Below are 23,815 nucleotides of genomic sequence, written 5' to 3' on the forward strand. Positions count from 1 at the left end.
AGTAATATATTTTATTTATTTAGAAGCGAAAATAGTAAAAATAAAAATCAAAAGCGTACGCATTAGGAAATATCCTTCATGCGTACGCTTTTGTAGTCTTAGTGAATATCTTTATGTTCTTTAATATCTTGGTCAGCTTCTTTAGCTAAATCTTCTAGAGCTCGTTTAGGAGCGGTTCTTTCACCTGTTTTTGGGTCTACAAATTCAACGCGGTCTAAGGTGCTTGTAATTTGACCACGAATGAAGCTTAAGTAAATTTCGTATAGTTCTTTTTTTTCTACTAATTCTTCTGGTGTTAATTCTTGACCAGATTTTTTCTTTGCAGCTAGTTCATTTATTCGATTTAATGTATCGTTAATATTACTCATATGCGCCTCCTGTATTCTATATTAGAATAGCATGTTTTATTATAACATAGAACTTAATGAATACGTATGGTAAGATATAAGTTGTACGCGTCTGTACTTTCACAGGTGAGAAAGGAGAACTGTATGCGTGTAACAAAAGCGATAAAGGCAGAGCAGTTGAAACTGTTACAAGAACATTATTTTGATGCAAAACCTGCCCTTGAGTATACAAATGAATTTGAATTATTAGTTGCTGTAGTTTTGTCTGCACAATGTACGGATGAACGGGTCAATATTGTTACGAAACGATTGTTCCCTAAACTTAATCATCCTGCAAAGATGCTTGAGATTGGGGTTGCGAAGTTAGAGACTCTTATTAAAGATTGCGGTCTTTATAAATCCAAGGCAAAAAACTTAATTGCTACTTGTCAGATTTTAGTTGAACAATATCATGGAGAGGTGCCTCGTGAGTTTGATCAACTCGTTGAATTGCCTGGTGTAGGGCGTAAAACAGCAAATGTTGTGGTATCCGTTTTATTTGGTACACCTGCCATTGCGGTAGATACACATGTATTCCGCGTGTCTAATCGATTAAAATTAGGTATTGCTAAGACGCCGGAAGAGATGGAACAAAAGTTACAAAAGGCAATCCCAAAAGAGGACTGGGCTGCTGCACACCACTGGTTAATCTATCATGGCCGTAGATTGTGTAAGGCTCGTAAGCCTTTGTGTAATGAATGTTTTTTAAATCATCTATGTCCTTCAGCCGGAAAGGTTTAATATGAAAGTAAATAACGAAGAATTTATTGCCCTTTGTGCTAATCATGGTATTAAGGGAATTGATATTGTAAATGAGTTAATGCGTTTTAAAGTGCTAGATCAATTGATTTCTAGTAATGCTAGCTCCCGTGAGTGGGGGGTAACGGCAGATGATTTATATGCGTTAGCAGAAAAATCCACAGTAGAATCCTTTGGTCCTGTACCATATGATTTGAATACATTCCAAGCTCTTTATGGACCATCCTTTAGAGTGGAATTGTTTGATTTTATTAGTGACACAGGTATTTTAGAAGGTCTAGATGTAGGAACTATTTGGGAAACTCCTGTTCGTGAAAGTATCGAAGCTCATAGTAAAACGGGAGAATTGGTTCTGTATGCTTATGTAGAAGAATATGCAGGCATGGTTGAAGAGATTCTTCAATCTTATGAAGATAAAAAAGTCGTTCTGTATACGGCATCTCCCGTGTGTTATAGCATTTTGACACGTTTATATCCAATGGCTCAAATCATTAATCAATGGCCTCATCGTAGCTATTTTGACCATATCTTTACAGGCACAGTTGGTATGTTCCAATCCTCTGAAGATATTGTGGAAGAGGTCGCTAACGGATTACATAACTTGGTTCCAGAAGGGACTGCTCAATTATTCTTACCTGCTACAATGGCACAAAATCAATTGGGCTTAAATAATATGGCGTTGCAATTTTTCTTGAACCAAAAACGAGTAGAAGCTATACGGGAATGGACTCCATTAGGGGCTTATGAAATCGTATATGGTAAATACGATGTAAAAAAAATGCGTGTTGGTCTTCGTGAACGTGTAGGGGATGAGTGGAAAACAATTAATTATATTCCATTACCTCATGGCGTATTTGCGCAATTGCCAGTATTTACGGTATTAAATTATGGCTTGTCCTTGCGTTCTATTTTGTTGCCCGGCAGTCAAACGGACGTAGCCTTAGGTCAAGATGGTATTTATTGCATTGATAGCCGTGTATCTGAATTAGGTCGCACTGCTCTTATTGAAAGTGGAGCTTATTTTCTTACTTTTAAACGTCATACTGATCATATTGATGTAGATATTGCGACAGAAGCGCCTGTAGATGATATGTACTGGATGCTCCCAGATGCTGAATTAGCATATATGTGGTATGCCTATTTCTGCAGCACTACGGGTCAAACATTGATTCAAGAAATCTCCATGCTCGTTCAAACAGATGAATCCTTTGGCTATATGCTTAGTAGCGTACGTCGTCGCGTATTAGATGTAAAGGATGAGACCCAACTAATTGAATCTGTACAGGCTGCTGACGAGGCATATATTAAGGCTGTTACGGAGGCTACAACGAGTTGGAAAGAGACCGTAGATTCATTAGGTGCACAAGTTATGCCACCTACAGCTTCTATTGATATTGAAGATTATAGTGACTATAAAAAAGAATTGTAAATCATATAATTTTGGTTTAAAATATATCGTATCCTAAAAAATATAAACTACTAAATATAGTAGATACGAAACATAGCATATGAATATGTAAGAAAGGAGGACCTATGGCAGTTATTAATTTTGAAATCTTCAAGGTTATTGGTACTTTATCTGAAGATAAAGATGGTTGGAAAAAACAATTAACATGTACTAGTTGGGGAAAATACAATCCTAAGTTTGATCTTCGTGCTTGGGATAGTGAATATACAAGCATGAAAAAAGGTATTACCCTTTCTTTAGAGGAGCTTATTGCATTGCGTGACATCCTCAACGAAAGCGACTTGGAAGCTATTTTAGCTGAGGCTATTGAAGAAAAGCAAGCATCCAAGGAATAGTATTGGTTACTTGCATTTGTGCAGGTGTCATGCTATAATCTATAAGAATAATATTGATTGCTGGAAAGAGGTGTATAGAATGAAACAAGGTATTCATCCAGACTATAAAGAAGCTACAGTAACTTGCGGTTGTGGCAACACATTCAAAACTGGCTCTGTAAAAGAAGACCTTCGTGTAGACGTTTGCTCCAAATGCCATCCGTTCTTCACTGGTCAACAACGTGCGGCTCAAGCTCGTGGTCGTATTGAACAATTTAACAAACGTTACGGCAAATAATTTGTATTGTAATGTAACATGTATTGGCAGGGCTGTTGGCTCTGCCTATATTTGTTTATGAGAGGAGATCTTGTGAACAGAGAACGTATAAAAAAGTTTGTCGGAGGACAGGCTGTGATCGAAGGTGTCATGATGAGAGGCCCTGGCTATACGGCAACTGCCGTACGTGAGCCTGCGGGAACTATTGTAGTTCAAAAAGAGGCTACAAAGTCCATTGCTGACACATATCCAATATTGAAAAAACCATTTCTTCGTGGCTGTGTAGCTCTCTATGAATCTCTAGTGATAGGCATGAAGGCTTTATCCTTCTCTGCTAAGGCTGCTGGCGATGAAGAGGAAGAAATGTCTAATAGTGAAATCGCCATTACCATGGTTATTTCTACACTATTTGCGATAGCTGTGTTTTTGGCATTGCCTACATTTATCGTAAAATTCATTCCTGGTGTACAGGATAATCATATAGTATTAAATCTCATTGAAGGTGTCATTCGTTTAGTACTTTTCTTACTTTATATTTGGGGGATTGGTCTTACGAAGGATATTCAACGAGTTTTCCAATATCATGGGGCAGAGCATAAAACGATTCATACTTATGAATTAGATTTGCCTTTAACTGTAGAAAACGTTCGCCAACAAAGTCGCTTGCATGCGCGATGTGGTACAAATTTCTTACTTATTGTTATGGTAGTTAGTATCTTTGTATTTGCTTTCTTGGGTTGGCCCAATTTGTTGGAACGTATCGTGAGCCGCGTACTCCTTATGCCTGTAGTAGCTGGTATTGCGTACGAGGTAATTCGTCTTGCTGGACGTAGCGATCATTCTTTTGTGAAAGCTCTTATTAAACCAGGTCTTGCGTTACAATATATGACAACGCGTGAACCAGAAGATGATCAAATTGAAGTTGCTATACGAGCTTTAGAAGAGGTCCGTCCGCCTGAGAGTGACGCATATGAAGAGGAATAAACATGTTAGTTGATAAATTACAAGTTATTGAAGATAAATTTATGGATCTTGAGCAGCGCATTAGTGACCCAGAGGTCATTGCTCGCCAAGATGAATGGCGTAAATTGACCCGTCAACATGCTCAATTATCTGAAACCGTTGAAACGTTCCGTACTTACAAAAAAGTTTTATCTGGTATTGATGAAGCTATGGAAGTTATTGAAGATAAATCCATGGACGAAGAATTCCGCGAAATGGCACAAGAGGAATTGAAAGAGTTGAAACCTCAAAAAGAGGAATTGGAAGAAAAGTTGCAAGTTCTATTATTGCCTAAGGATCCTAATGATGATAAAAATATTATCATCGAAATTCGCGGGGGCGCTGGCGGTGATGAAGCTGCATTATTTGCAGGTGACTTGTTTCGCATGTACACAAAATATGCGGAAAGCCAAGGCTGGCGTTGTGAGATTATCGATGCTAATGAACCAGAGCTTGGTGGCTTTAAAGAGGTTATTTTCTCTGTGGATGGTGAAAATGTATACTCTAAGATGAAATTTGAATCTGGTGTACATCGTGTACAACGTGTACCGGCTACAGAAACACAAGGCCGTGTACATACATCTACAGTTACAGTAGCCGTATTGCCAGAGATGGAAGATGTTGATATTGAAGTTAATGAAAAAGATTTAAAAATTGATACATATCGTGCGAGTGGTGCCGGTGGTCAGCATATCAATAAAACTGAGTCTGCTGTTCGTATTACACACTTACCATCTGGTATCGTTGTAGCGTGTCAAGATCAACGATCTCAATTACAAAACCGTGAAAAAGCTATGCGTGTATTGCGTGCTAAGTTACAGGATCAAGCTGAACAAGAGGCCATTTCTAGTATGGCTGCAGATCGTAAGAGTCAAGTCGGCACAGGTGATCGTAGTGAACGTATTCGCACCTATAACTACCCACAAGGTCGCGTCACAGATCATCGTATTAATTTAACATTATATAAATTAGATGCTATTTTAAATGGCGATCTTGATGAAATTATTCAAGCCTTAAATGCTGCAGACCAAGCGGCAAAAATGCAGGAGGCTAATACAAATGCATAAGGAGATTTGGACAATCGGTCGTATTCTCCAGTGGACAGAGCAGTACTTTCAAAGCAAGGAGATGGATACACCTCGACTTGATGGGGAAGTACTGCTTTCTCACGTTTTAGGTAAAAATCGGATTTATCTATATACCCATTATGACCAACCGCTTATTCAAGACGAGCTCGATGCCTTTAGGCCTCTCGTTCAACAACGGGCTAAGGGGCATTGTGTAGCGGCTATCATTGGGGAAAAGGACTTTATGGGGTTGACCTTTAAGGTGAATGATAAGGTATTGATTCCACGACCTGATACGGAAACCTTGATTGAGCATGTACTAGGTACTTATCCAAAAGATAGTAATGTGCGTATTCTTGATGTATGCACAGGCCCTGGGACAATATTATTAAGTCTATTACATTATTTGCCAAATGCTAGTGGTGTTGGTTTAGATATCTCCACAGATGCTTTACCGGTGGCACGCGAAAATGGTGAGTCCTTTAATTTAGCTGACCGAGTACAGTTTATGGAATCAGATATGTTCTCCACTTTATATGGAAAAGAGGAGAAATTTGATCTTATTGTTTCTAATCCTCCATACATTCGAACTGGTGATTTAAAGATGTTGTCTCCAGATGTATTAAATGAGCCTCATATTGCATTATTTGGTGGAGAGGATGGGCTTCAATTTTATCGAATCTTAGCTAAAGAATGTAGAAATTATTTAAACGCTAATGGCCGTGTGGCGTTTGAAGTAGGCTTTGACCAAGCAAAAGAGGTAGGTGCTTTATTGCAAGAAACAGGTCAATATTCGAATATTCAATTTATAGCTGACCTCGGTGGTCATAACCGGGTAGTGACAGCTGTATATGAGGGCTAATATGGATACTAAAATCATTACAAATCCATCAGAACAAGATATAGATACGTTAGCCCGTGCTTTGCGCAATGGTGAATTGGTGTCTATTCCTACAGAAACTGTATATGGATTAGGTGCAAATGGTCTAGATCCAGAGGCGATGGATAAAATCTATGCTGCCAAAGGACGGCCTTCTGATAATCCACTTATTTTGCATGTTCCTAATAGTGAAAGCATAAAACCTTTGGTAACAGAAATTTCTGCTACGGCGCAAGCCTTAATGGATACATTCTGGCCAGGGCCATTAACGATTACATTGCCTAAATCTGATTTAGTGCCAGATCGTGCAACAGGTGGTTTATCTCGTGTGGCGCTTCGGTGTCCTGATCATGAGGCATGTCGAGTATTATTAGAGCGTGCAGGCATACCTATAGCGGCACCTAGTGCCAATATTTCAGGGCGCCCAAGTCCAACTACTGCAGAAGATGTATATAATGATATGAATGGTCGCATTTCCTATATCTTAGATGCTGGTCCATGTACGATTGGTGTAGAGTCTACTGTTGTAGAAGTCCATGATGATAAGGTCATTATATTAAGACCTGGTGGAATTACAAAAGCACAGCTTGAACGTGTGGTGTCTACTGTTGAGTATGATACTGCGTTAGTTAATGCAACCACTATACCAAAGGCTCCTGGCATGAAGTATACGCATTATGCGCCTGATGCACCTATGACGGTTGTTGTAGGTAGTCCAGAAGGTGTAGCACACACTTTCAAAGAGCTTTCAGAAGGCATAGAAGGTCCCATAGGGTGTTTGGTAAGTCATGAAACGTATAACTTGATTAAAGAGGATGGACGATTTATGTGCCATTGTTTTGGCCATCATGGAGATGCGTTAGCATTGGGGCACGACTTTTATAAAAGTCTATTACATTTTAATGAAAATCATGTTACGCTAATCCTAGCAGAAGGTGTTGATGATGATGGTTTCGGTGTTGCCATTATGAATCGAATGGAAAAAGCATCGAGTCATCATATCATTTATAAGTAAATTTAATAGCATAAAGATGTCCACTGATAATAGAAAAATGTCTTTACATATTGGATAGATTTGCTATAATGTATAAAGTAATCACAAAATGTGATTGAGTAAGGATGTTATTATGAATATTTTATTTGTATGTACCGGTAACACTTGCCGCAGCCCTATGGCTGAAGGTATTACACGGGCCCTTGCAGCGGAGAAACATAAGGATGTTACAACTGTATCAGCTGGTTTATTTGCCGCTTATGGAGCAAAACCAACTGAACAAGCCGTAGTAGCTGTCCGTTCCATTGCAGATATTTCCAACCATGAATCGAGACCCTTAACGATGGAACTCGTAAATGCAGCAGATCTTATTCTTGGTATGACGAAAGATCACAAATCTGTACTACTTCGCCAATTCCCCTTTGAGGAAGGTAAAATTAAAACAATTTCCGAGTGGGGTGGTCTAGATGGTGATGTTACGGACCCATATGGATCTGACCAAACCGTATATAATCAATGTGCGGAACAAATTTATCACTTAGTAGAGGCCGGTCTTACATCAGTGCCTCAGAAGGCGTAGGAGATGAAATTATGAAAGTTGCAATCGGTTGTGATCATGGCGGATTAAATCTGAAGGAATCTGTTAAAGAAGTATTGAGTGCATTGGGACATGAAGTAGAGGATTTTGGTTGTTATTCAGCTGAGTCTTGCGACTATCCTGATATTGCAGTACCTGTAGCAAATGCAGTTGTATCTGGTCAAGCAGATCGCGGTATTTTGATTTGTGGTACAGGTATCGGTATCGGTATTGCAGCAAATAAGATAGCGGGCATTCGCGCTGCTCTTTGTCATGATACATTTTCTGCTCACGCATGTCGTGAACATAATGATGCGAACATCCTTACTATGGGTGAACGCGTTATTGGACCAGGCCTTGCTAACGATATTGTAACCATTTTTATGGAAACTGAGTTTGAAGGTGGACGTCATGCACGTCGTGTAGAGAAAATAAAAGCATTAGAGAAATAATACATCATTACTTTATAGATAGTTGTTCTATATGAGGAGGATACTCATGAGTTTCTTAGAAAAACAAGACCCTAATATTCAAGCTGTTATCAACCAAGAGTTAGCACGCCAACGCGATAAATTAGAAATGATTGCTTCTGAAAATTTTGTTTCTCAAGCTGTAATGGAAGCTCAAGGTAGCGTATTGACTAACAAATATGCAGAAGGGTATCCTGGTAAACGCTATTATGGCGGTTGTGAAAATGTTGATGTTATTGAAACATTGGCTATCGAACGTGCAAAACGCCTGTTCGGTGCAGAACATGCTAATGTACAACCTCACTCTGGTTCTCAAGCAAACTTTGGCGTGTATTTCGCATTATTACAACCAGGTGATACTATTGTGGGTATGAACTTGTCCCATGGCGGTCATTTGACTCATGGTTCTCCAGTTAACGTATCTGGTACATATTTCAATGTAGTACCTTATGGTGTAGATGCTGAAACACAACAAATCGACTACGATGAGTTCCGTAAAATTGTATTGGAAGCAAAACCTAAGTTGATTATCGCTGGTGGTAGTGCTTATAGCCGTCAAATCGACTTTAAGAAAATGGCTGAAGTGGCACACGAAGTAGATGCTATTTTCATGGTAGATATGGCTCACTTTGCTGGACTTGTAGCAGCTGGTTTACATCCAAACCCTGTGGAATATGCAGATATCGTTACTACAACAACTCATAAAACATTGCGTGGCCCTCGTGGTGGTATGATTCTTTGCAAAGAAAAGTATGCTAAAGCAATCGATAAAGCCATCTTCCCTGGCATCCAAGGTGGTCCTTTGATGCATGTTATCGCTGCTAAAGCTGTAGCATTTGGTGAAGCTTTACAACCTGAGTTCAAAGTGTATGCACAACAAGTTATCGACAATGCAAAAGCGTTGGCTGCAGCATTACAAGAAAAGGGCTTAACAATTGTTTCTGGCGGTACAGATACTCATGTTATGCTTGTAGATGTTCGTAATACTGGTTTAACTGGTAAAGAAGCTGAACACTTACTCGATGAAGTAGGTATTACATGTAATAAAAATACAATTCCATTTGATCCCGCTAGCCCATTTGTAACAAGTGGTATTCGCCTTGGTACGCCAGCTCTTACAACACGTGGTTTGCAAGTGAAAGATATGGAAGAAATTGCTGATATTATTGCAGTGGTTCTTAAAAATCCTGAGGATAAATCGGTCCATGAAGAAGCTAGTAAACGTGTTGCTGCACTTTGTGAAGCGTATCCATTGTACTAATCGATTGTACTAATATTAAATATATATTTATAGTCCTATAAGTTTATAGGTAGTGTAAAAGGGGTGTGCCATTGGCACATCCCTTTCAATATTTTTATGGCATGATTTTCTAATCTGTGATAGAGTAAATATAATAGTTAATCGCTAGAATGGGATATGTATATTGTTTTATAGGAGGACAGTCATGAAAGTTAATGTTATGACACATCCATTGATTCAACACAAAGTTACATTGATGCGTGACGTACAAACAGGCTCTAAAGATTTCAGAGAACTACTTGATGAAATTACTATGTTGATGGGGTATGAAATTACACGCAACTTACCACTTGAGGATGTGGAGGTAGAAACACCACTAACTAAAATGACTGGCAAACGAATTGCAGGTAAAAAACTGGGTATTATTCCAATTCTTCGCGCTGGTCTAGGTATGGTAAATGGTATGCTTAGTTTAATTCCAACTGCAAAAGTTGGTCATATTGGTTTGTACCGTGATCCTGAAACTTTGAAACCAGTAGAATACTACTGTAAACTACCATCTGACGTAGGGGAACGCGACTTCATCGTAACTGATCCAATGCTTGCTACTGGTGGTAGTGCAGCCGCAGCGATTACATTGCTAAAAGAAAAAGGTGCTAAACATATTAAATTAATGTGCTTAGTAGCTGCTCCCGAAGGTGTAGAGGCTGTAAATAAAGAACATCCTGATGTTCCTATTTATGTAGCGGCCCTCGACGAAAAACTTAATGATCATGGTTACATCTTACCTGGCTTAGGGGATGCTGGTGACCGTATCTTCGGTACAAAATAAAATACAATAAAACGACATATTAGAATATAATAAGGGGACATGACGACATATTATTAGATTTGAAATAATAACAAATTATCTAAGGCGTATGTCGTTTTCTCTTATTTAGGGTTGAATAAAAATTACATAAGGTATACAATACAAGTGTAAAAGTATTTTTTTATTTTAGGTGGGACGGATTTTGTTCACATGGGACGAAAAACGATTCATGTAATCCCAACGGGTAAAGGAGGGACCCGATGAACGAATTTCTAATGATATGTGAACGTATTGTTCCTGAAATTGTTAGCGTATTGAAGGAGCGATACAAAATACTAAACCACCTTGTTTATGAAGAGCCTATAGGCCGTAGAACATTAGCTACCGCAACGGATCTTCCAGAGCGAACCGTACGAAGTCATATTGAGTTAATGCGTGCTAATGGTCTTGTAGACATTTATAAACCAGGGATTTTTCTCACTGATGAGGGACATGCAATTGTTCCGAAGTTACGAAATTTTTTAAATGAGCTAGATCGTATTAACGAGCTAGAACATCGATTGACTGAAGCACTTCATATCGATAGAGTTGTTATTACACCTACAGAAGGAACCTTGATGGTTAAAAAGTTAGGTTTTACAGCGGCAAAGTTATTGCAAGACCTATTGAAACCTAATGCAGTAGTAGCCATCAGTGGGGGTAGTACCATGGCAGCAATAGCTGAAGAAATGCCTATCTTACCTTTCAATCCTACTGTGGTACCAGCCCGTGGTGGCGTTGGTGAAGTAGTGGAATACCAAGCTAATGTAATTGCTTCGGTGCTTGCTGAACGACTAAGTGGTTCCTATAAGATGCTCCATTTACCTGATGGACTTTCACAAGACTCATTACATATGCTCATGACTTGTGAACCACAAATTAAAGAAATTGGAGACCTCATTAGTAGGACTGACATACTATTATTTGGTATTGGTACTGCAATGCGCATGGCGGATCAGCGCCATATTGCCGATGATGTGCGTAAGCAGTTGGTAGATAATCATGCGGTAGGTGAAGCACTTGGCCAATATTGTGACATTGAGGGTAAGTTAATTTATTCTACTAATAATATTGGTTTATCACTTCCCGATGTAGTAAAGGTTCCCAATGTTATTGCTGTAGCTGGCGGACAAGAAAAAGCGAGCGCTATTATAGGTGTGATGCGAGCTTGCCAGAAAGGTATACTTATTATTGATGAGCAAGCAGCCGAAGGTATGCGTCAATTGTTACAAATTTCTGCCTTATAGGCGAATTAGTAGTTATAAATTTTAGTTTGAATTTGGTTAGAATTTTTGTTATTAGGAGGATCTAACAATGGCAGTAAAAGTTGGTATTAACGGTTTTGGTCGTATCGGTAAATGTGTAGTTCGCGCAGCGATTAATAATCCTGATGTGGATGTAGTGGCAATTAATGCAACTGGTGATAATGAAGGTACTGCATTATTGTTAAAATACGATTCCGTACACGGTACAATTCCTAATGAAGTAACATTTGATGAAGAAAATATCTACGTTGATGGTAAAAAAATCCGTGTATTCCATGACCGCGACGCTTCTAAATTACCTTGGTCTGAAGAAGGCGTAGAAATTGTTATGGAATGTACTGGTAAATACCGTGATGCAGAGGAAGCAAAGGTTCATTTGAATCAACCTACTGTAAAAAAAGTATTAATCTCTGCACCTGGTAAAAACGAAGACTTAACTATGGTTATGGGCGTTAACCAAGATATGTATGATCCTGCAAAACATCACATTATCTCTAATGCATCTTGTACAACAAATTGCTTGGCTCCATTTGCTAAAGTATTATGTGATGAATTCGGTATCAAACGCGGTATGATGACTACAATTCATTCCTACACAAATGACCAAAAAATTCTTGATGCACGTCATAAAGATCCTCGCCGTGCTCGTGCTGCAGCAATGTCCATCATTCCTACAACAACTGGGGCAGCGAAAGCTGTTGCTAAAGTATTGCCTCAATTAAAAGGTAAATTAGATGGTTTTGCATTGCGCGTTCCTACTCCAGACGTATCTGCTACAGATCTTGTTTGCGAACTTGAAAAACCGGCTACTAAAGAAGAAATCAACGAAGCATTTCGCAAAGCAGCAGCTGGTGAATTAAAAGGTATTCTTGGTGTATCTGATGTACCATTGGTATCCTGTGATTTCAGCTCTGATTCTCGTAGCTCCATTGTTGATGCTGATTTGACAATGGTTATGGATGGCAACATGGTAAAAGTTGTTTCTTGGTATGACAACGAATGGGGTTACTCCGAACGTCTTATTGACATGGCCGCATTTGTAGCAAGCAAAGGCTTATAATCAGGAGGCTTTGATGAAACAAACAATTGAAGGTTTACAAGTAGCTAATAAAACAGTATTTGTTCGTGTTGATTTTAATGTTCCTATGAAAGACGGTGTCATCACTGATGACACTCGTATTCGTAGTGCATTACCTACTATCAATTACTTAATCGAAAAAGGGGCAAAGGTTATCCTTGCTTCTCACTTTGGTCGTCCTAAGGGAGAACGCAAACCAGAAATGTCTTTGGCACCATGTGCTAAGCATTTATCTGACCTTATCAACAAGCCTGTAGCATTCGTAGATGACTGTATTGGTCCTAAAGTTGAAGAAGCTGTAAAAGCATTACAATCTGGTGATGTATTGATGCTTGAAAATTTGCGTTACCACAATGAAGAAACTAAAAATGACCCTGAGTTTGCTAAGCAATTGGCATCTCTTGCAGATGTTGCTATCAATGATGCGTTTGGTGTATCTCACCGTAATGCGGCATCTGTAGTCGGTATTGCTGATTATATCCCTATGGCAGCAGGTTTCTTGCTCAAAAAAGAAATTGACGCATTAAGTGCAGCTATAGTACATCCCAAAACACCTATGGCAGCTATTATTGGTGGCGCGAAAGTTACAGATAAAATCTCCGTTATTTCTAACTTATTGCCTAAAGTTGATGTAATGATCATCGGCGGTGGTATGGCTAATGCGTTCATTAAAGCGCAAGGTTGCAATATTGGTAGCTCCTTATTTGAAGAAGGTCAAGAAGTTATCGCTACAGACCTTGTTATGGAAGCTCGTGTAGCAGGTGCTAAATTACTAACACCTATTGATGCTGTAGTAGCAGATGCTTTCAGCAACGATGCTAATACTAAAATCGTTGATGTTGATCAAATCGAAGATGGCTGGATGATATTAGATATTGGGCCTAAAACCCGCGAACTTTATGTAGAAGCATTGGCGCCAATGAAGACTATTATTTGGAATGGTCCTATGGGCGTATTTGAAATGGAAAACTTTGCAGCTGGTACAAATGCAGTAGCGAAAGCTGTAGCTGAATCTGATGCGATGACTATCGTTGGTGGTGGCGACTCTGTAGCAGCCATTGAAAAAAGTGGTTTAGCAGATAAAATTAGCCACATCTCCACAGGTGGCGGTGCATCTTTAGAATTCTTAGAAGGCAAAATCCTACCGGGTATTGCTGCATTGTCCGAGGCATAATATGAGAAAACCCATTATTGCAGGGAATTGGAAAATGAATGGCACCATTGCATCTGGATCAATTCTGATCGAAGCGTTTAACAGCGTGTTACAAGATATGGAATTGTCCTGTGATGTAGTTGTATGTCCGCCTTTTACAGCTATCGAACGTGCTGTAGTATTGACGAAAAATACAGCTATTGAAGTAGGTGCACAAACTATGGATTATCATGATGCTGGTGCGTTTACTGGTGAGATTTCACCACTTATGCTTACAGAAGTAGGCGTTAATTATGTAATCATCGGTCACTCTGAGCGCCGTGAATATTATGGCGAAACAGATGAGACCGTTAATGCAAAAATTAAAAGTGCATTTCATCATAATTTGAATCCTATTGTCTGTGTTGGTGAAAGTTTAGAACATCGTGAAACGGGTCATACACTTGACTGGATTACGTCTCAACTAAAAGGGGCTTTGGCTGATATTCCGAAAGAACAAGTCAGTCAATTGATCATTGCGTACGAACCAATTTGGGCTATCGGTACGGGCAAGACAGCAACGGCTGATCAAGCTGAAGAGGTATGCAAAGAAATCCGCAATTACATTCAATCTTTATATGATAATGAAACTGCCGATGCAGTACGCATCCAGTATGGTGGTAGCGTTAAATCAGAAAATGCACTAGAAATCCTTGGAGAGCCTAATATTGACGGTGCTCTCGTAGGTGGTGCATCACTTGTGGTCGATGAATTTATTGATATTATTAAAGCTGCAAACCAAGTAAGCGCTTAATATGAGGTTACAAATGGCTAAATTAGAGGCTCCCGTAATGCTAGTCATCCTAGATGGCTTTGGCTTGGGGGATAAATCAGACACAACCAATGCTGTAGTACAGGCGAAGCCGCTCTGTTTTAATCGATTATGGGATACGTATCCACATACAACATTAGAAGCATCAGGGCTTGCGGTAGGCCTTCCAGAAGGTCAAATGGGAAATTCTGAAGTTGGCCATTTAAATCTTGGCTCTGGTCGCATAGTGTATCAAGATTTGACTCGTATTACTAAAGATGTCGAGTCTGGTGAGTTTTATAATCGCCCTGTTATGAAGGAACTATACGAAGTAGCTAAGAAGCAAAGCTTACATCTTATAGGTCTAGTTTCAGATGGTAATGTGCATTGTTCCTTAGATCATATTAAGGCAGTCATCAAGGGGGCTCATGATAATGGAATCGAGCATGTGTATGTCCATGCTTTGCTCGATGGTCGTGATGTAGCTCCACAATGTGCACAAGGCTATTTAAAGGACTTAGAAACGTATATGGCTGATCTCAATTGTGGTAAAATTGCTACAGTTAGTGGTCGCTATTATGCAATGGACCGCGATAATCGTTGGGACCGCGTTGAATTGGCATATAATGCCATTGTGCATGGTCAAGGTGAAATAGCTATATCTGCATGTGAAGCGGTGCAACAGTCTTATGATAAAGATGCGGCAGATGAGTTTGTACTTCCTACGGTGATTGATGCTGCAGGGACTATCAAAGATGGAGATGCGGTTATATTCTGTAACTTCCGCCCAGACCGTGGTCGTGAACTTACAAAGGCACTAGTGTTACCTGATTTTGATGGCTTTAAAAGGGAGCCACTATCTATATATATGGCAACTATGACAAAATACGAGGATGGTTTGCCCGTACATATTGTGTATGAAAAGGATACATTATCTGAAACATTAGGTGAAGTTCTAAGTGCAGGTGGTTATCGCCAATTGCGTATTGCGGAAACAGAAAAGTATGCTCATGTTACATATTTCTTTAATGGCGGTGAAGAGGAACCCTTTGAAGGAGAGGATCGCATTCTTGTAAAATCCCCTCAAGTGGCCACCTATGATTTACAACCAGAAATGAGTGCTTATGAAGTGACCGATAAGGTTGTACAAGCGATACAAGATGAAACATATGACATGATTATCTTGAATTTTGCAAATCCAGATATGGTTGGTCATACTGGTAGCTTTGAAGCTGCCGTTAAAGCGGTTCAAGCAGTAGATACTTGTTTAGGTCGTATCGTGGAGGCTATTCGTAGCAAGAAAGGTCATCTGATAGTTACAGCAGATCATGGTAATGCAGAGCTTATGGTTAATCATGAAACAGGTAAGGTACATACGGCACATACAACGAACTTGGTTCCTTTAATTTTAATGAGCGACAGTTTAAAAACAGCTACATTAGAAGCTGGTAAATTATGTGACATTGCTCCTACATTATTAGACTTAGCTGGGATAAAACAACCAAAAGCTATGACAGGTCATAGCTTGGTACATAAAGCATAATATGGAGCTTTCACTATATTAGTAGTTAATTAGAGTTATAAGCCTATAAGGTTTAGCTCAATATATATAATGGCTGTCAGATGGCAGTTATTCCATTAGATTATATGAGGTGAAGAAATGGCAGTAATTGAACAAGTCATTGCAAGAGAGATTTTAGATTCCCGCGGTAATCCAACAGTTGAAGTTGAAGTATGTTTAGAAGATGGTACTATTGCTACAGCAGCAGTTCCATCTGGTGCTTCCACAGGTATGTTTGAAGCCGTAGAATTACGGGATGGAGATAAATCCCGTTATTCCGGTAAAGGTGTTTTAAAAGCTATCGATAATGTAAATGCTAAAATCGGTCCTGCACTTATCGGTTATGATGCGACAGAACAAGTGGCAATCGATAACTTAATGTTGCAATTGGATGGTACCGATAATAAATCTAACCTTGGTGCAAATGCAATCCTTGGTGTATCCATGGCAGTAGCTCGTGCTGCAGCTGAATCTTTGGACTTGCCATTATTTGTATACCTTGGTGGCTTTAATGCAAAAGAGTTGCCAGTTCCTATGATGAATATCTTGAACGGTGGCGCACATGCTGATAATAACGTAGACATTCAAGAATTTATGATCATGCCTGTAGGCGCTAAATCTTTTGCAGAAGCTCTTCGTAGCTGTGCAGAAGTATACCATACTTTGAAATCCGTACTTCACAATAAAGGTCTTAGTACTGCAGTAGGTGATGAAGGTGGTTTCGCACCTAACTTATCATCTAATGAAGAAGCATTAGAAGTAATCTGTGAAGCTATTAAAGCTGCTGGTTATGAACCAGGAAAAGATTTCAAATTGGCACTTGATTCTGCATCTTCTGAATTCTACGAAGGTGGTAAATATAACCTTGCTGGGGAAGGTAAAGTTAAAACAGCAGCTGAAATGGTAGATTTTTACGAATACCTAGTAGGCAAATATCCAATCATATCCATCGAAGATGGCCTTGCAGAAGAAGATTGGGAAGGCTGGAAATTGTTGACAGACCGCCTTGGTGACCGCGTACAACTTGTTGGTGATGATTTATTTGTAACTAACACAAAACGTTTGGCTCGTGGTATTGAGCTTGGTGTAGGTAATTCCATTCTTGTAAAAGTTAACCAAATCGGTACTCTCACTGAAGCTTTCGATGCTATGGAACTTGCTAAACGTGCTGGTTACACTTGCGTAGTATCTCACCGCTCTGGTGAAACTGAAGATACATTCATTGCTGATATTGCTGTAGCTGTAAATGCTGGTCAAATTAAGACTGGTGCACCGGCTCGTTCTGAACGTGTAGCAAAATATAATCAATTACTTCGCATTGAAGAAATGTTATACGAAACAGCTCAATATAAAGGTAATGACGTTTTTTATAACTTAAAATAAGATACGTTATATCTAATAGTCCAATAAGGGCGCCCTTTGGGGCGCCTTTTTTGTATGTCTAAAAAAAGAAAAGTTTTCGCTTCGTGGATTTTTAAAAATAAAAGAGGGATTTAGAGGCTGATGTCGAAACCTATAACGCCATACGCTAGTGTGAGGTAAAAACATACCGCAAGGTATTGGAGGTGACCATGTATGTAGACGTAACATTAGACGATATTATCTTGTATGCTTTAGAACACCATGTAAGTGATATCCACTTTGATCCCGTTGAAAGTGGTGCTCATGTTCGGTTGCGACAAGATGGACTGCTGCAACATTACATGACTGTATCATTTGAAGAAGCTGAACTCATTATCAACCGTATTAAGGTTTGTAGCTCTCTAGATATTAGCGAGAAGCGTTTACCACAAGATGGGCGTTGGTCTTGGAGTCATAAAAATAAGTCTGTAACGATGCGTGTATCTACATTGCCTAGCCTATACGGAGAAACCTTAGTATGTCGCCTTATGGGAAATGAAGGGAGTCATAAAGACTTAAAAGAATTAGGCATGCAGCTGGATATCTTTGAGCACATTGAACAATTATTAAAACGTCCTTATGGATTATTACTTATCTGTGGACCTACAGGCAGTGGTAAGACAGCTACTTTATATGCCATGCTTCGCATGTTAAATTTAGACGAAACTAAGCTTATCTGTCTTGAAGATCCTGTAGAAGCTGAAATTAAAGGGGCTATACAAATTGGTATTAATGAAAAGATTGGATTTACCTTTGCCAAAGGTCTTCGCTCTGTATTACGGCAAGATCCAGATACGATTATGATTGGTGAAATTAGGGATAAGGAGACCGCAGAGTTAGCCGTTAAGTCTGCTTTAACGGGGCATCGCGTATTATCTACTATACATACCAATACAGCTATAGGCGTTGTAACGCGACTCATGGATATGGGCGTAGAGCCGTACTTAATACGGGCTACTTTAATGGGGGCTATTGCACAACGGCTAGTACGAAAATTTGATGGTACATCATATCAGGGACGGACTGCTCTATTTGAATACTTAGAAATACCAGCTAATTCGGTTCATTGGGACGAATTGGAAACACATTTATTATTGTCATTAGAAGAGTCTGCTCGTAAGGCCGTATCTCAGCATGTTACATCTATAGAGGAGGTGCATCGTTGTGGACTCATGCTGTAAACGTGAAAGTTTAGAAACTATTGTAGAAAATGCAATACAACTATCATCAACAGATATTCATCTACAATGTGGTCAGCCTATCTATTTGCGACATGGTGATGGATTAAAGGCTACTTCATTTATGTGTACTACAGAATTAATCGAGGATATATTGCGCCGTTGCGGTATAGCATCCTATGAATGGCAGTCTCTTGATGAGGCTTGTTCCTGTTGTGGTGTGCGTATTCGTGTTCATCTATATCGAGCTAATCAGACCATATGTGGTACATTGCGATTGCTCTGTCATCAACAACTCAAATTAGATGATAACAGTGAAGGTCAGTTATTACAAAAGCTATGCGAAGCACATGATGGTCTATTGCTTGTTTGTGGTCCTACTGGCAGTGGTAAAAGTTTTACCTTAGCTTGTTGTATTGATTATATTAATCAGACTATGGAGCGCCACATTATTACCTTAGAGGACCCCATTGAATTTGAGTTTGCACCTAAGAAGTCTTTGATCCATCAACGACAATTAGGTGCTGATATTAATACTATGTCAGATGGTATTCGAGATGCTTTACGAGAGGATCCGGATGTCATTATGGTAGGCGAACTTCGAGATCGAGAAACCCTTGAAGCGGCACTTCATGCGGCAGAGACTGGTCACCTTGTAATGGCAACTATGCATACACAGCGTGCAGTGATGGCGGTTCACCGCATGATTTCTCTATTTCCTGGGGAGCAACAAGAAGAGATACGCAATCAAATATCTCAAGTGTTACGGGCCGTTATATGTCAGCGTTTACTTCGATGGAATAAAAAGTTCATTACTATTCGTGATATTTTGCTAAATACCCATGCAGTAGCAAATTTGATACGGACCCGTAAGGAACCACAAATCATATCTATTCAAGAAACGCAACTACCGATGAAAACATTAGAAATGGCTGTGCGAGATGTAAAGGCACAATATGGAGCCCAACAACAATTGCATACCTTGCTTGATCAACAATTATCGTAGGTGAATATATGGAGGCTTATGAATATGTCGTAAAAAATAATCAAAATGAAACAGAAAAAGGTTTGATGTGGGGGGATTCAGAACAAGAAATTGCAATACGGTTAAAACGAGATGGTTATAGAATTTATAGAATATCGTTGCAGGATGAAAGAAAGAAACATAAATGGAATCATACTATGGTGGTAGATGTGACTTATCAATTAGGTCTACTCATTGAATCTGGTGTTCCATTACGGCGAGCCTTACAGTTGCTCTGCCAGGGGAAACGAGTACTACTCTATACAGCTTTATATGAATCTATAGAGCGTGGTCAGACTTTATCACAGGCTTTACGAAGTGAAGGATGTCCTCCTATTGCTTTGGCTTTACTAGAAAGTGGTGAAGCAGCGGGCACTTTGGGTGAGAGTTTACAATATATATCCCGCCACTATGATTGGGAGAGGCAGCTGAAACAAAAGGTTATGAGTGCTATTTCCTACCCTTTATTTCTTCTTTTAATGATGAATATATTTTTTCTAGTTACCATTTTGTTTATTATTCCTTCGTTTGAACAGGTATTTACCACTATGCATATTACATTACCTTTGATGACGCGAGCTCTTTTTGCATTAGGACAAGGGTTAAAATCGCATCCTCTAATGGTAATAGCTATACATTGTGTTGTAATAGGTTCCTTAGCATTTGCTTATAAACAGCATAGTATAAAGTGTAAAGTACATCGTTGGCTTTGGCTGTTGGCTCACCGATACCAATGGAGTACTTGTGTGTATTATACAAGTATTTTAAAAGTTTGGGCTCTCTTACTAGATTCTGGTATTTCTATCATTCAAACCATGAATATTACTCGCCCTTTGTGGGGGAATATATATGGTGTTGAATGTAGTAAACAAGTGGAAGCAAGATTATTATCAGGACACTCACTGGAAGAAAGTTTACGTAGTGGTCAGATAGGAAATGCTTTTATATGGCAAATGGTGTCCATTGGAGAAGAGAGTGGTGAATTAGTAAAAATGTTAAACCACTGTGGCTACTACTATGAATCTATACTTTCAAAATATATTGCTCGTTTAGAACGATTATTGGAACCAATTTTACTAACCATAATGGGAATCGGTGTAGCCGTATTAGTTGTATCTGTTATGTACCCCTTATTTACGTCCATTGCCAACTTAGGAGGGCAATAGACAATGTTATTACTTAACTATTAAAAGGAGAATATTATGAAGTCTGTTATGCATATGATTCATGGAGTGAATCATCGATTAGAAATGTGCGGTCAATGGGTCGTAGATCGACTACATATTTCTCGTGTTCGAGAAGGGTTTAAAAAATCGAGAAAAGGCGGATTTACTCTTGTTGAGTTAATGGTTGTAGTAGCGGTTATCGCTATATTAGCGGCTATTGCGATGCCACAATTCTTATCTGCTGCGGATAAAGCTAGAAACGCTAAAGAAACAGCAGATATTCAAATTATAAAAAATGCTACTCAATTGTATATGATTGACAAAAATGTCGATACACCTCCAACAGTAGAAAATCTATATAAGGAAGGATATCTTACTGAACATGTTAAGACTGCAAAAGGAAAAGAATACACTATTACTTATGAAGTTGTCAGTGGTGGGACTTCAAAATCTGTTGTTGTTAAAGCACCTAATGAGCCTTAATTAACTTGTATAGATTATGAATTACATACGTTAGTTATATGAAAGGACAAGGTATGAAAGGGACCAATTATGTGATAGGACTTTTTGTATATATAGCATCTATATTGCTACCTGTTATAGTTTCATCAAAAGCAATATCTTATACTCACATTGCTTTGTATGCTGTGTTTTCACTCATCATCATAGCAGGTGCTACCATCGATATGCATTACTATATATTGCCTGATGAAGGGGCATTAGTTCTTGTAATAGGTGGCATTATATATAGCTATATAAATGATCAATCTATGTTAGTAACCTTATTAAGTGTTATCAGCGTAGGTGCTATTACATATGGACTTCGTTTGATTAGCCATAAAGGCTTTGGCATAGGCGATATTAAATGGTTTTCTGCTATTGCAATATGGCTCACTCCATGGGAAATTATATGTTTCTTTTACGTAACTTTTTGTGTTGGTTCTCTCTATCTCTTACTCGCCGGTTATCGTAATCGATATATCCCATTTGGTCCCTTTCTATGCTTTGGCGGATGGTGTGCCTTACATGGTGGTTCCTATATGGAGGTGCTTTATCAATGGTTAAGGTGCAACTTATAAATCGTCAAAGTGGATCTTTATTGGCGGAATGGATTATTACTATTGGTTTAATCTTATTGCTCATTTCTATTGCCTTACCTATTGTGACAACACCTAGTCGTTATACTTTAAATGGTGCTACGCAAGAGGTGGCGTATATGCTCAAGAAAGTTCAACTGTGGTCTATGTTAGGGCATAAATCTAATGGTAAAGGGAGAATGCTTTTTATTTTAAATAAGGACAGTTATACCTTAGAGGAAGATGTTAATCATCATACGGTAAACATATCATTACCGCAAAATATTGAGAATGAACGGTCTATGACAATTATTTCTTTTTCAGCCTTGGGCTTACCCTATGATGGGACAGAAATTATTTTGAAAGATCGTGAAAGTGGTGAGAAAAATCGTATATGGATATCTGTACAAACGGGGCGAATTAGATGGGAAGAAGTGCACTGAAGGATTTATGTATGGTGACGCTTTAATATCAGCCGCTATAATCATGTTCATTTTACCGGTTGTATTATCTATTTTTTGGATGGCTACTCTTACGGTATATAGGGCGTATTATTGGGATCATATATTGCAAGATACCATAACGTATTTAGAAGTGGCTAAAGCTTCTTATTATAAGAATGGAGCAATAGAAACTGGTGTATATAATTCTCAATTTACAATGAGTCCCAGTGAAAAAATTACCTATAAAATACATATAAAGCCTGTAGTGATAGAAGGTGTATCTTTACAACGATTAACAGTAGATGCCATCGACAATCAATCTGTTGTCTATTCTCTATCAGTTGATTTGGAGGGGATACATTGAAGGGCGAGGATATAGAAACGGTAATTGGGAAGAATAAAGAATACAAGCAGAATCCCATAACAGATAGAAATAAAAATAGAAATGATATGGGTTTTATTTTGTATTCTACGCTTATTAGTATGATGATTTCTATCATAGTCCTTACCTTATTGTTAGGTATCGTATTCTATGCAGTTATGTGGGATGCTAAATTACTTGATAGTGTAGCTATGATGGAGGATGGTCGATATACACGGCGTATGGTTGTGGCTCATATGATATGGAATCCTGTGAAGGTTACTGTAGAAGATCGTAATACAAGTTTATATATTCACGATACAAAGCGCACAACCTTAACTGTACAACGTCATGCATTATACAGAAAATTAACGGATGGTAGCTTGCAACCTGTCAGTGGTAGTCGAATTGTAGGAACTACAGATAAAAGAAATGTGGGCTATACCCAAGAATACCCTTTTAGTGTAGATACTAATGGGACCGTGTATTTACGTTGGTATATTAATAATCGTTTTGTTAATGATAGAAAATACACAAGTGGTTATGGAGGATTATCCATATATGAGGTCTCTATTGGACAGAGTACTATTTATGATTGGTATACAAGTAAAGAGGAGACAGGTTATGAACGTAGGAGCCCATAACGCGGGCTTTATTACATATATAGCGATACTTACAATGTCCTTTTTATTATTATTAGCTTTTATGGGGCTGCGTATAGGACAAATATGTGAAAGTAATGTGGTAGACGAATTGCATTTGGAAGAGGCTCATTATGCGGCACAGAAAGGTGTTCATTGGTTTGTGGGCTATTGTAAATTAGGAAATGTATGGGACTTTCAAAATAAATTAGTTGTGATAGATGATGAAAATGTAGAGATTACTATTGAAGCAGACCAATCAACAGATAATCCGCGACATATTATGAGTTATGGAAAATTGAAAAATAGTGAAATCGTGAGTCGTGTACATATGTATGTGACCGTAGATAAAGAAAAACATATGCATGTTATAAAGGTAAAACCTTATTGAGGT

At 38.7% G+C, this 23,815-nt stretch carries 28 protein-coding genes; 27 read left to right on the plus strand and 1 reads right to left on the minus strand.

The genetic code is table 11. The annotated features are described in order from the left end of the window. Positions 1–98: 98 nt before the first annotated feature. On the minus strand, positions 99–368 hold the full coding sequence (locus E7A03_RS01020; RefSeq protein WP_316073331.1) for a DUF896 domain-containing protein: 270 nt from the start codon (positions 366–368) through the stop codon (positions 99–101). Positions 369–491: 123 nt separating this feature from the next. Here E7A03_RS01020 and nth point away from each other — a divergent pair, with 123 nt between their 5' ends. From nth to E7A03_RS01155, 27 genes are all read left to right on the plus strand, one after another. Then, entirely contained in the window at positions 492–1,127 is a 636-nt protein-coding gene (gene nth / locus E7A03_RS01025; RefSeq protein ID WP_316073330.1) for an endonuclease III, read from the plus strand. Position 1,128: 1 nt separating this feature from the next. Next, a complete protein-coding gene (locus E7A03_RS01030; RefSeq protein ID WP_316073591.1) occupies positions 1,129–2,574 on the plus strand; it encodes a hypothetical protein in 1,446 nt (481 codons plus the stop codon). 104 nt (positions 2,575–2,678) lie between these two features. Then, positions 2,679–2,948, plus strand: a complete 270-nt coding sequence (locus E7A03_RS01035; RefSeq protein ID WP_004696187.1) for a YdbC family protein — start codon at positions 2,679–2,681, stop codon at positions 2,946–2,948. A 79-nt stretch (positions 2,949–3,027) separates the two neighbouring features. Continuing rightward, positions 3,028–3,225, plus strand: coding sequence for a 50S ribosomal protein L31 (gene rpmE, locus E7A03_RS01040; RefSeq protein ID WP_004696185.1), 198 nt, complete (start codon positions 3,028–3,030; stop codon positions 3,223–3,225). Positions 3,226–3,282: 57 nt separating this feature from the next. Further along, positions 3,283–4,188, plus strand: coding sequence for a DUF1385 domain-containing protein (locus E7A03_RS01045; RefSeq protein WP_008601206.1), 906 nt, complete (start codon positions 3,283–3,285; stop codon positions 4,186–4,188). A gap of 2 nt (positions 4,189–4,190) precedes the next feature. Next, positions 4,191–5,273: a peptide chain release factor 1 gene (prfA, locus tag E7A03_RS01050; RefSeq protein WP_004697261.1), complete on the plus strand. Its 1,083-nt coding sequence runs from the start codon at positions 4,191–4,193 to the stop codon at positions 5,271–5,273. Continuing rightward, positions 5,266–6,135 (plus strand): peptide chain release factor N(5)-glutamine methyltransferase, encoded by an 870-nt coding sequence (prmC, locus tag E7A03_RS01055; RefSeq protein ID WP_004697198.1) that lies wholly within the window; start codon positions 5,266–5,268, stop codon positions 6,133–6,135. The genes prfA and prmC overlap by 8 nt, the downstream gene beginning before the upstream one ends. A gap of 1 nt (position 6,136) precedes the next feature. Continuing rightward, a complete protein-coding gene (locus tag E7A03_RS01060; RefSeq protein ID WP_004697150.1) occupies positions 6,137–7,168 on the plus strand; it encodes an L-threonylcarbamoyladenylate synthase in 1,032 nt (343 codons plus the stop codon). Positions 7,169–7,280: 112 nt separating this feature from the next. Then, positions 7,281–7,727, plus strand: a complete 447-nt coding sequence (locus E7A03_RS01065) for a low molecular weight protein arginine phosphatase (protein WP_004697098.1) — start codon at positions 7,281–7,283, stop codon at positions 7,725–7,727. An 11-nt stretch (positions 7,728–7,738) separates the two neighbouring features. Then, a complete protein-coding gene (rpiB, locus tag E7A03_RS01070) occupies positions 7,739–8,176 on the plus strand; it encodes a ribose 5-phosphate isomerase B (protein ID WP_004696955.1) in 438 nt (145 codons plus the stop codon). A gap of 46 nt (positions 8,177–8,222) precedes the next feature. Beyond that, entirely contained in the window at positions 8,223–9,455 is a 1,233-nt protein-coding gene (locus tag E7A03_RS01075; RefSeq protein ID WP_004697326.1) for a serine hydroxymethyltransferase, read from the plus strand. Positions 9,456–9,639: 184 nt separating this feature from the next. Further along, positions 9,640–10,266 carry a uracil phosphoribosyltransferase gene (gene upp, locus E7A03_RS01080; protein ID WP_008601199.1) on the plus strand — a complete coding sequence of 209 codons (627 nt, stop codon included), beginning with the start codon at positions 9,640–9,642 and terminating at the stop codon, positions 10,264–10,266. Positions 10,267–10,505: 239 nt separating this feature from the next. Continuing rightward, positions 10,506–11,531: a sugar-binding transcriptional regulator gene (locus tag E7A03_RS01085; RefSeq protein WP_287507666.1), complete on the plus strand. Its 1,026-nt coding sequence runs from the start codon at positions 10,506–10,508 to the stop codon at positions 11,529–11,531. A gap of 67 nt (positions 11,532–11,598) precedes the next feature. Further along, positions 11,599–12,609 carry a type I glyceraldehyde-3-phosphate dehydrogenase gene (gene gap / locus E7A03_RS01090; protein WP_155086161.1) on the plus strand — a complete coding sequence of 337 codons (1,011 nt, stop codon included), beginning with the start codon at positions 11,599–11,601 and terminating at the stop codon, positions 12,607–12,609. 13 nt (positions 12,610–12,622) lie between these two features. Beyond that, positions 12,623–13,801, plus strand: a complete 1,179-nt coding sequence (locus E7A03_RS01095; RefSeq protein WP_038125415.1) for a phosphoglycerate kinase — start codon at positions 12,623–12,625, stop codon at positions 13,799–13,801. A 1-nt stretch (position 13,802) separates the two neighbouring features. Then, positions 13,803–14,573, plus strand: a complete 771-nt coding sequence (gene tpiA, locus E7A03_RS01100) for a triose-phosphate isomerase (protein ID WP_060919726.1) — start codon at positions 13,803–13,805, stop codon at positions 14,571–14,573. A gap of 13 nt (positions 14,574–14,586) precedes the next feature. Beyond that, entirely contained in the window at positions 14,587–16,113 is a 1,527-nt protein-coding gene (gene gpmI, locus E7A03_RS01105; protein WP_316073592.1) for a 2,3-bisphosphoglycerate-independent phosphoglycerate mutase, read from the plus strand. 117 nt (positions 16,114–16,230) lie between these two features. Next, complete coding sequence (gene eno / locus E7A03_RS01110; RefSeq protein ID WP_008601191.1) at positions 16,231–17,514, plus strand: phosphopyruvate hydratase; 1,284 nt, start codon at positions 16,231–16,233, stop codon at positions 17,512–17,514. Positions 17,515–17,702: 188 nt separating this feature from the next. Then, positions 17,703–18,713 (plus strand): GspE/PulE family protein, encoded by a 1,011-nt coding sequence (locus E7A03_RS01115; protein ID WP_039964992.1) that lies wholly within the window; start codon positions 17,703–17,705, stop codon positions 18,711–18,713. Then, positions 18,697–19,716, plus strand: coding sequence for a type IV pilus twitching motility protein PilT (locus E7A03_RS01120; protein WP_008601186.1), 1,020 nt, complete (start codon positions 18,697–18,699; stop codon positions 19,714–19,716). The genes E7A03_RS01115 and E7A03_RS01120 overlap by 17 nt, the downstream gene beginning before the upstream one ends. Positions 19,717–19,724: 8 nt before the next feature. Continuing rightward, entirely contained in the window at positions 19,725–20,900 is a 1,176-nt protein-coding gene (locus tag E7A03_RS01125) for a type II secretion system F family protein (RefSeq protein WP_316073594.1), read from the plus strand. Between the two features lie 36 nt (positions 20,901–20,936). Then, on the plus strand, positions 20,937–21,383 hold the full coding sequence (locus tag E7A03_RS01130; RefSeq protein WP_004697182.1) for a competence type IV pilus major pilin ComGC: 447 nt from the start codon (positions 20,937–20,939) through the stop codon (positions 21,381–21,383). Positions 21,384–21,436: 53 nt separating this feature from the next. Further along, positions 21,437–21,979: a prepilin peptidase gene (locus tag E7A03_RS01135; RefSeq protein ID WP_174892269.1), complete on the plus strand. Its 543-nt coding sequence runs from the start codon at positions 21,437–21,439 to the stop codon at positions 21,977–21,979. Then, entirely contained in the window at positions 21,958–22,419 is a 462-nt protein-coding gene (locus E7A03_RS01140; protein WP_024061885.1) for a hypothetical protein, read from the plus strand. Before E7A03_RS01135 ends, E7A03_RS01140 begins: the two co-directional genes overlap by 22 nt. Positions 22,420–22,462: 43 nt before the next feature. Next, positions 22,463–22,783: a hypothetical protein gene (locus tag E7A03_RS01145; RefSeq protein ID WP_229039575.1), complete on the plus strand. Its 321-nt coding sequence runs from the start codon at positions 22,463–22,465 to the stop codon at positions 22,781–22,783. After that, positions 22,780–23,424, plus strand: coding sequence for a hypothetical protein (locus tag E7A03_RS01150; RefSeq protein ID WP_120054853.1), 645 nt, complete (start codon positions 22,780–22,782; stop codon positions 23,422–23,424). The genes E7A03_RS01145 and E7A03_RS01150 overlap by 4 nt, the downstream gene beginning before the upstream one ends. Further along, positions 23,405–23,812 carry a hypothetical protein gene (locus E7A03_RS01155; RefSeq protein ID WP_021148255.1) on the plus strand — a complete coding sequence of 136 codons (408 nt, stop codon included), beginning with the start codon at positions 23,405–23,407 and terminating at the stop codon, positions 23,810–23,812. Before E7A03_RS01150 ends, E7A03_RS01155 begins: the two co-directional genes overlap by 20 nt. Positions 23,813–23,815 lie beyond the last annotated feature (3 nt).

This window comes from Veillonella parvula, from assembly GCF_032472435.1.
In the GTDB taxonomy this organism is placed as follows: Bacteria; Bacillota; Negativicutes; order Veillonellales; family Veillonellaceae; genus Veillonella; species Veillonella parvula_N.

Excerpts from the sequence above, each read along its gene's own strand:
- nth (WP_316073330.1), top strand. The coding sequence starts at position 492 with ATGCGTGTAACAAAAGCGATAAAGGCAGAGCAGTTGAAACTGTTACAA.
- prfA (WP_004697261.1), top strand. The coding sequence starts at position 4,191 with ATGTTAGTTGATAAATTACAAGTTATTGAAGATAAATTTATGGATCTT.
- rpmE (WP_004696185.1), top strand. The coding sequence starts at position 3,028 with ATGAAACAAGGTATTCATCCAGACTATAAAGAAGCTACAGTAACTTGC.
- E7A03_RS01140 (WP_024061885.1), top strand. The coding sequence starts at position 21,958 with ATGGTTAAGGTGCAACTTATAAATCGTCAAAGTGGATCTTTATTGGCG.
- E7A03_RS01145 (WP_229039575.1), top strand. The coding sequence starts at position 22,463 with ATGTTCATTTTACCGGTTGTATTATCTATTTTTTGGATGGCTACTCTT.
- E7A03_RS01130 (WP_004697182.1), top strand. The coding sequence starts at position 20,937 with ATGAAGTCTGTTATGCATATGATTCATGGAGTGAATCATCGATTAGAA.
- E7A03_RS01065 (WP_004697098.1), top strand. The coding sequence starts at position 7,281 with ATGAATATTTTATTTGTATGTACCGGTAACACTTGCCGCAGCCCTATG.
- gpmI (WP_316073592.1), top strand. The coding sequence starts at position 14,587 with ATGGCTAAATTAGAGGCTCCCGTAATGCTAGTCATCCTAGATGGCTTT.
- E7A03_RS01045 (WP_008601206.1), top strand. The coding sequence starts at position 3,283 with ATGAGAGGAGATCTTGTGAACAGAGAACGTATAAAAAAGTTTGTCGGA.
- E7A03_RS01135 (WP_174892269.1), top strand. The coding sequence starts at position 21,437 with ATGAAAGGGACCAATTATGTGATAGGACTTTTTGTATATATAGCATCT.
- prmC (WP_004697198.1), top strand. The coding sequence starts at position 5,266 with ATGCATAAGGAGATTTGGACAATCGGTCGTATTCTCCAGTGGACAGAG.
- E7A03_RS01095 (WP_038125415.1), top strand. The coding sequence starts at position 12,623 with ATGAAACAAACAATTGAAGGTTTACAAGTAGCTAATAAAACAGTATTT.
- E7A03_RS01020 (WP_316073331.1), bottom strand. The coding sequence starts at position 368 with ATGAGTAATATTAACGATACATTAAATCGAATAAATGAACTAGCTGCA.
- E7A03_RS01030 (WP_316073591.1), top strand. The coding sequence starts at position 1,129 with ATGAAAGTAAATAACGAAGAATTTATTGCCCTTTGTGCTAATCATGGT.
- E7A03_RS01035 (WP_004696187.1), top strand. The coding sequence starts at position 2,679 with ATGGCAGTTATTAATTTTGAAATCTTCAAGGTTATTGGTACTTTATCT.
- E7A03_RS01155 (WP_021148255.1), top strand. The coding sequence starts at position 23,405 with ATGAACGTAGGAGCCCATAACGCGGGCTTTATTACATATATAGCGATA.
- E7A03_RS01085 (WP_287507666.1), top strand. The coding sequence starts at position 10,506 with ATGAACGAATTTCTAATGATATGTGAACGTATTGTTCCTGAAATTGTT.
- E7A03_RS01060 (WP_004697150.1), top strand. The coding sequence starts at position 6,137 with ATGGATACTAAAATCATTACAAATCCATCAGAACAAGATATAGATACG.
- upp (WP_008601199.1), top strand. The coding sequence starts at position 9,640 with ATGAAAGTTAATGTTATGACACATCCATTGATTCAACACAAAGTTACA.
- tpiA (WP_060919726.1), top strand. The coding sequence starts at position 13,803 with ATGAGAAAACCCATTATTGCAGGGAATTGGAAAATGAATGGCACCATT.
- rpiB (WP_004696955.1), top strand. The coding sequence starts at position 7,739 with ATGAAAGTTGCAATCGGTTGTGATCATGGCGGATTAAATCTGAAGGAA.
- E7A03_RS01115 (WP_039964992.1), top strand. The coding sequence starts at position 17,703 with ATGTATGTAGACGTAACATTAGACGATATTATCTTGTATGCTTTAGAA.
- gap (WP_155086161.1), top strand. The coding sequence starts at position 11,599 with ATGGCAGTAAAAGTTGGTATTAACGGTTTTGGTCGTATCGGTAAATGT.
- eno (WP_008601191.1), top strand. The coding sequence starts at position 16,231 with ATGGCAGTAATTGAACAAGTCATTGCAAGAGAGATTTTAGATTCCCGC.
- E7A03_RS01125 (WP_316073594.1), top strand. The coding sequence starts at position 19,725 with ATGGAGGCTTATGAATATGTCGTAAAAAATAATCAAAATGAAACAGAA.
- E7A03_RS01075 (WP_004697326.1), top strand. The coding sequence starts at position 8,223 with ATGAGTTTCTTAGAAAAACAAGACCCTAATATTCAAGCTGTTATCAAC.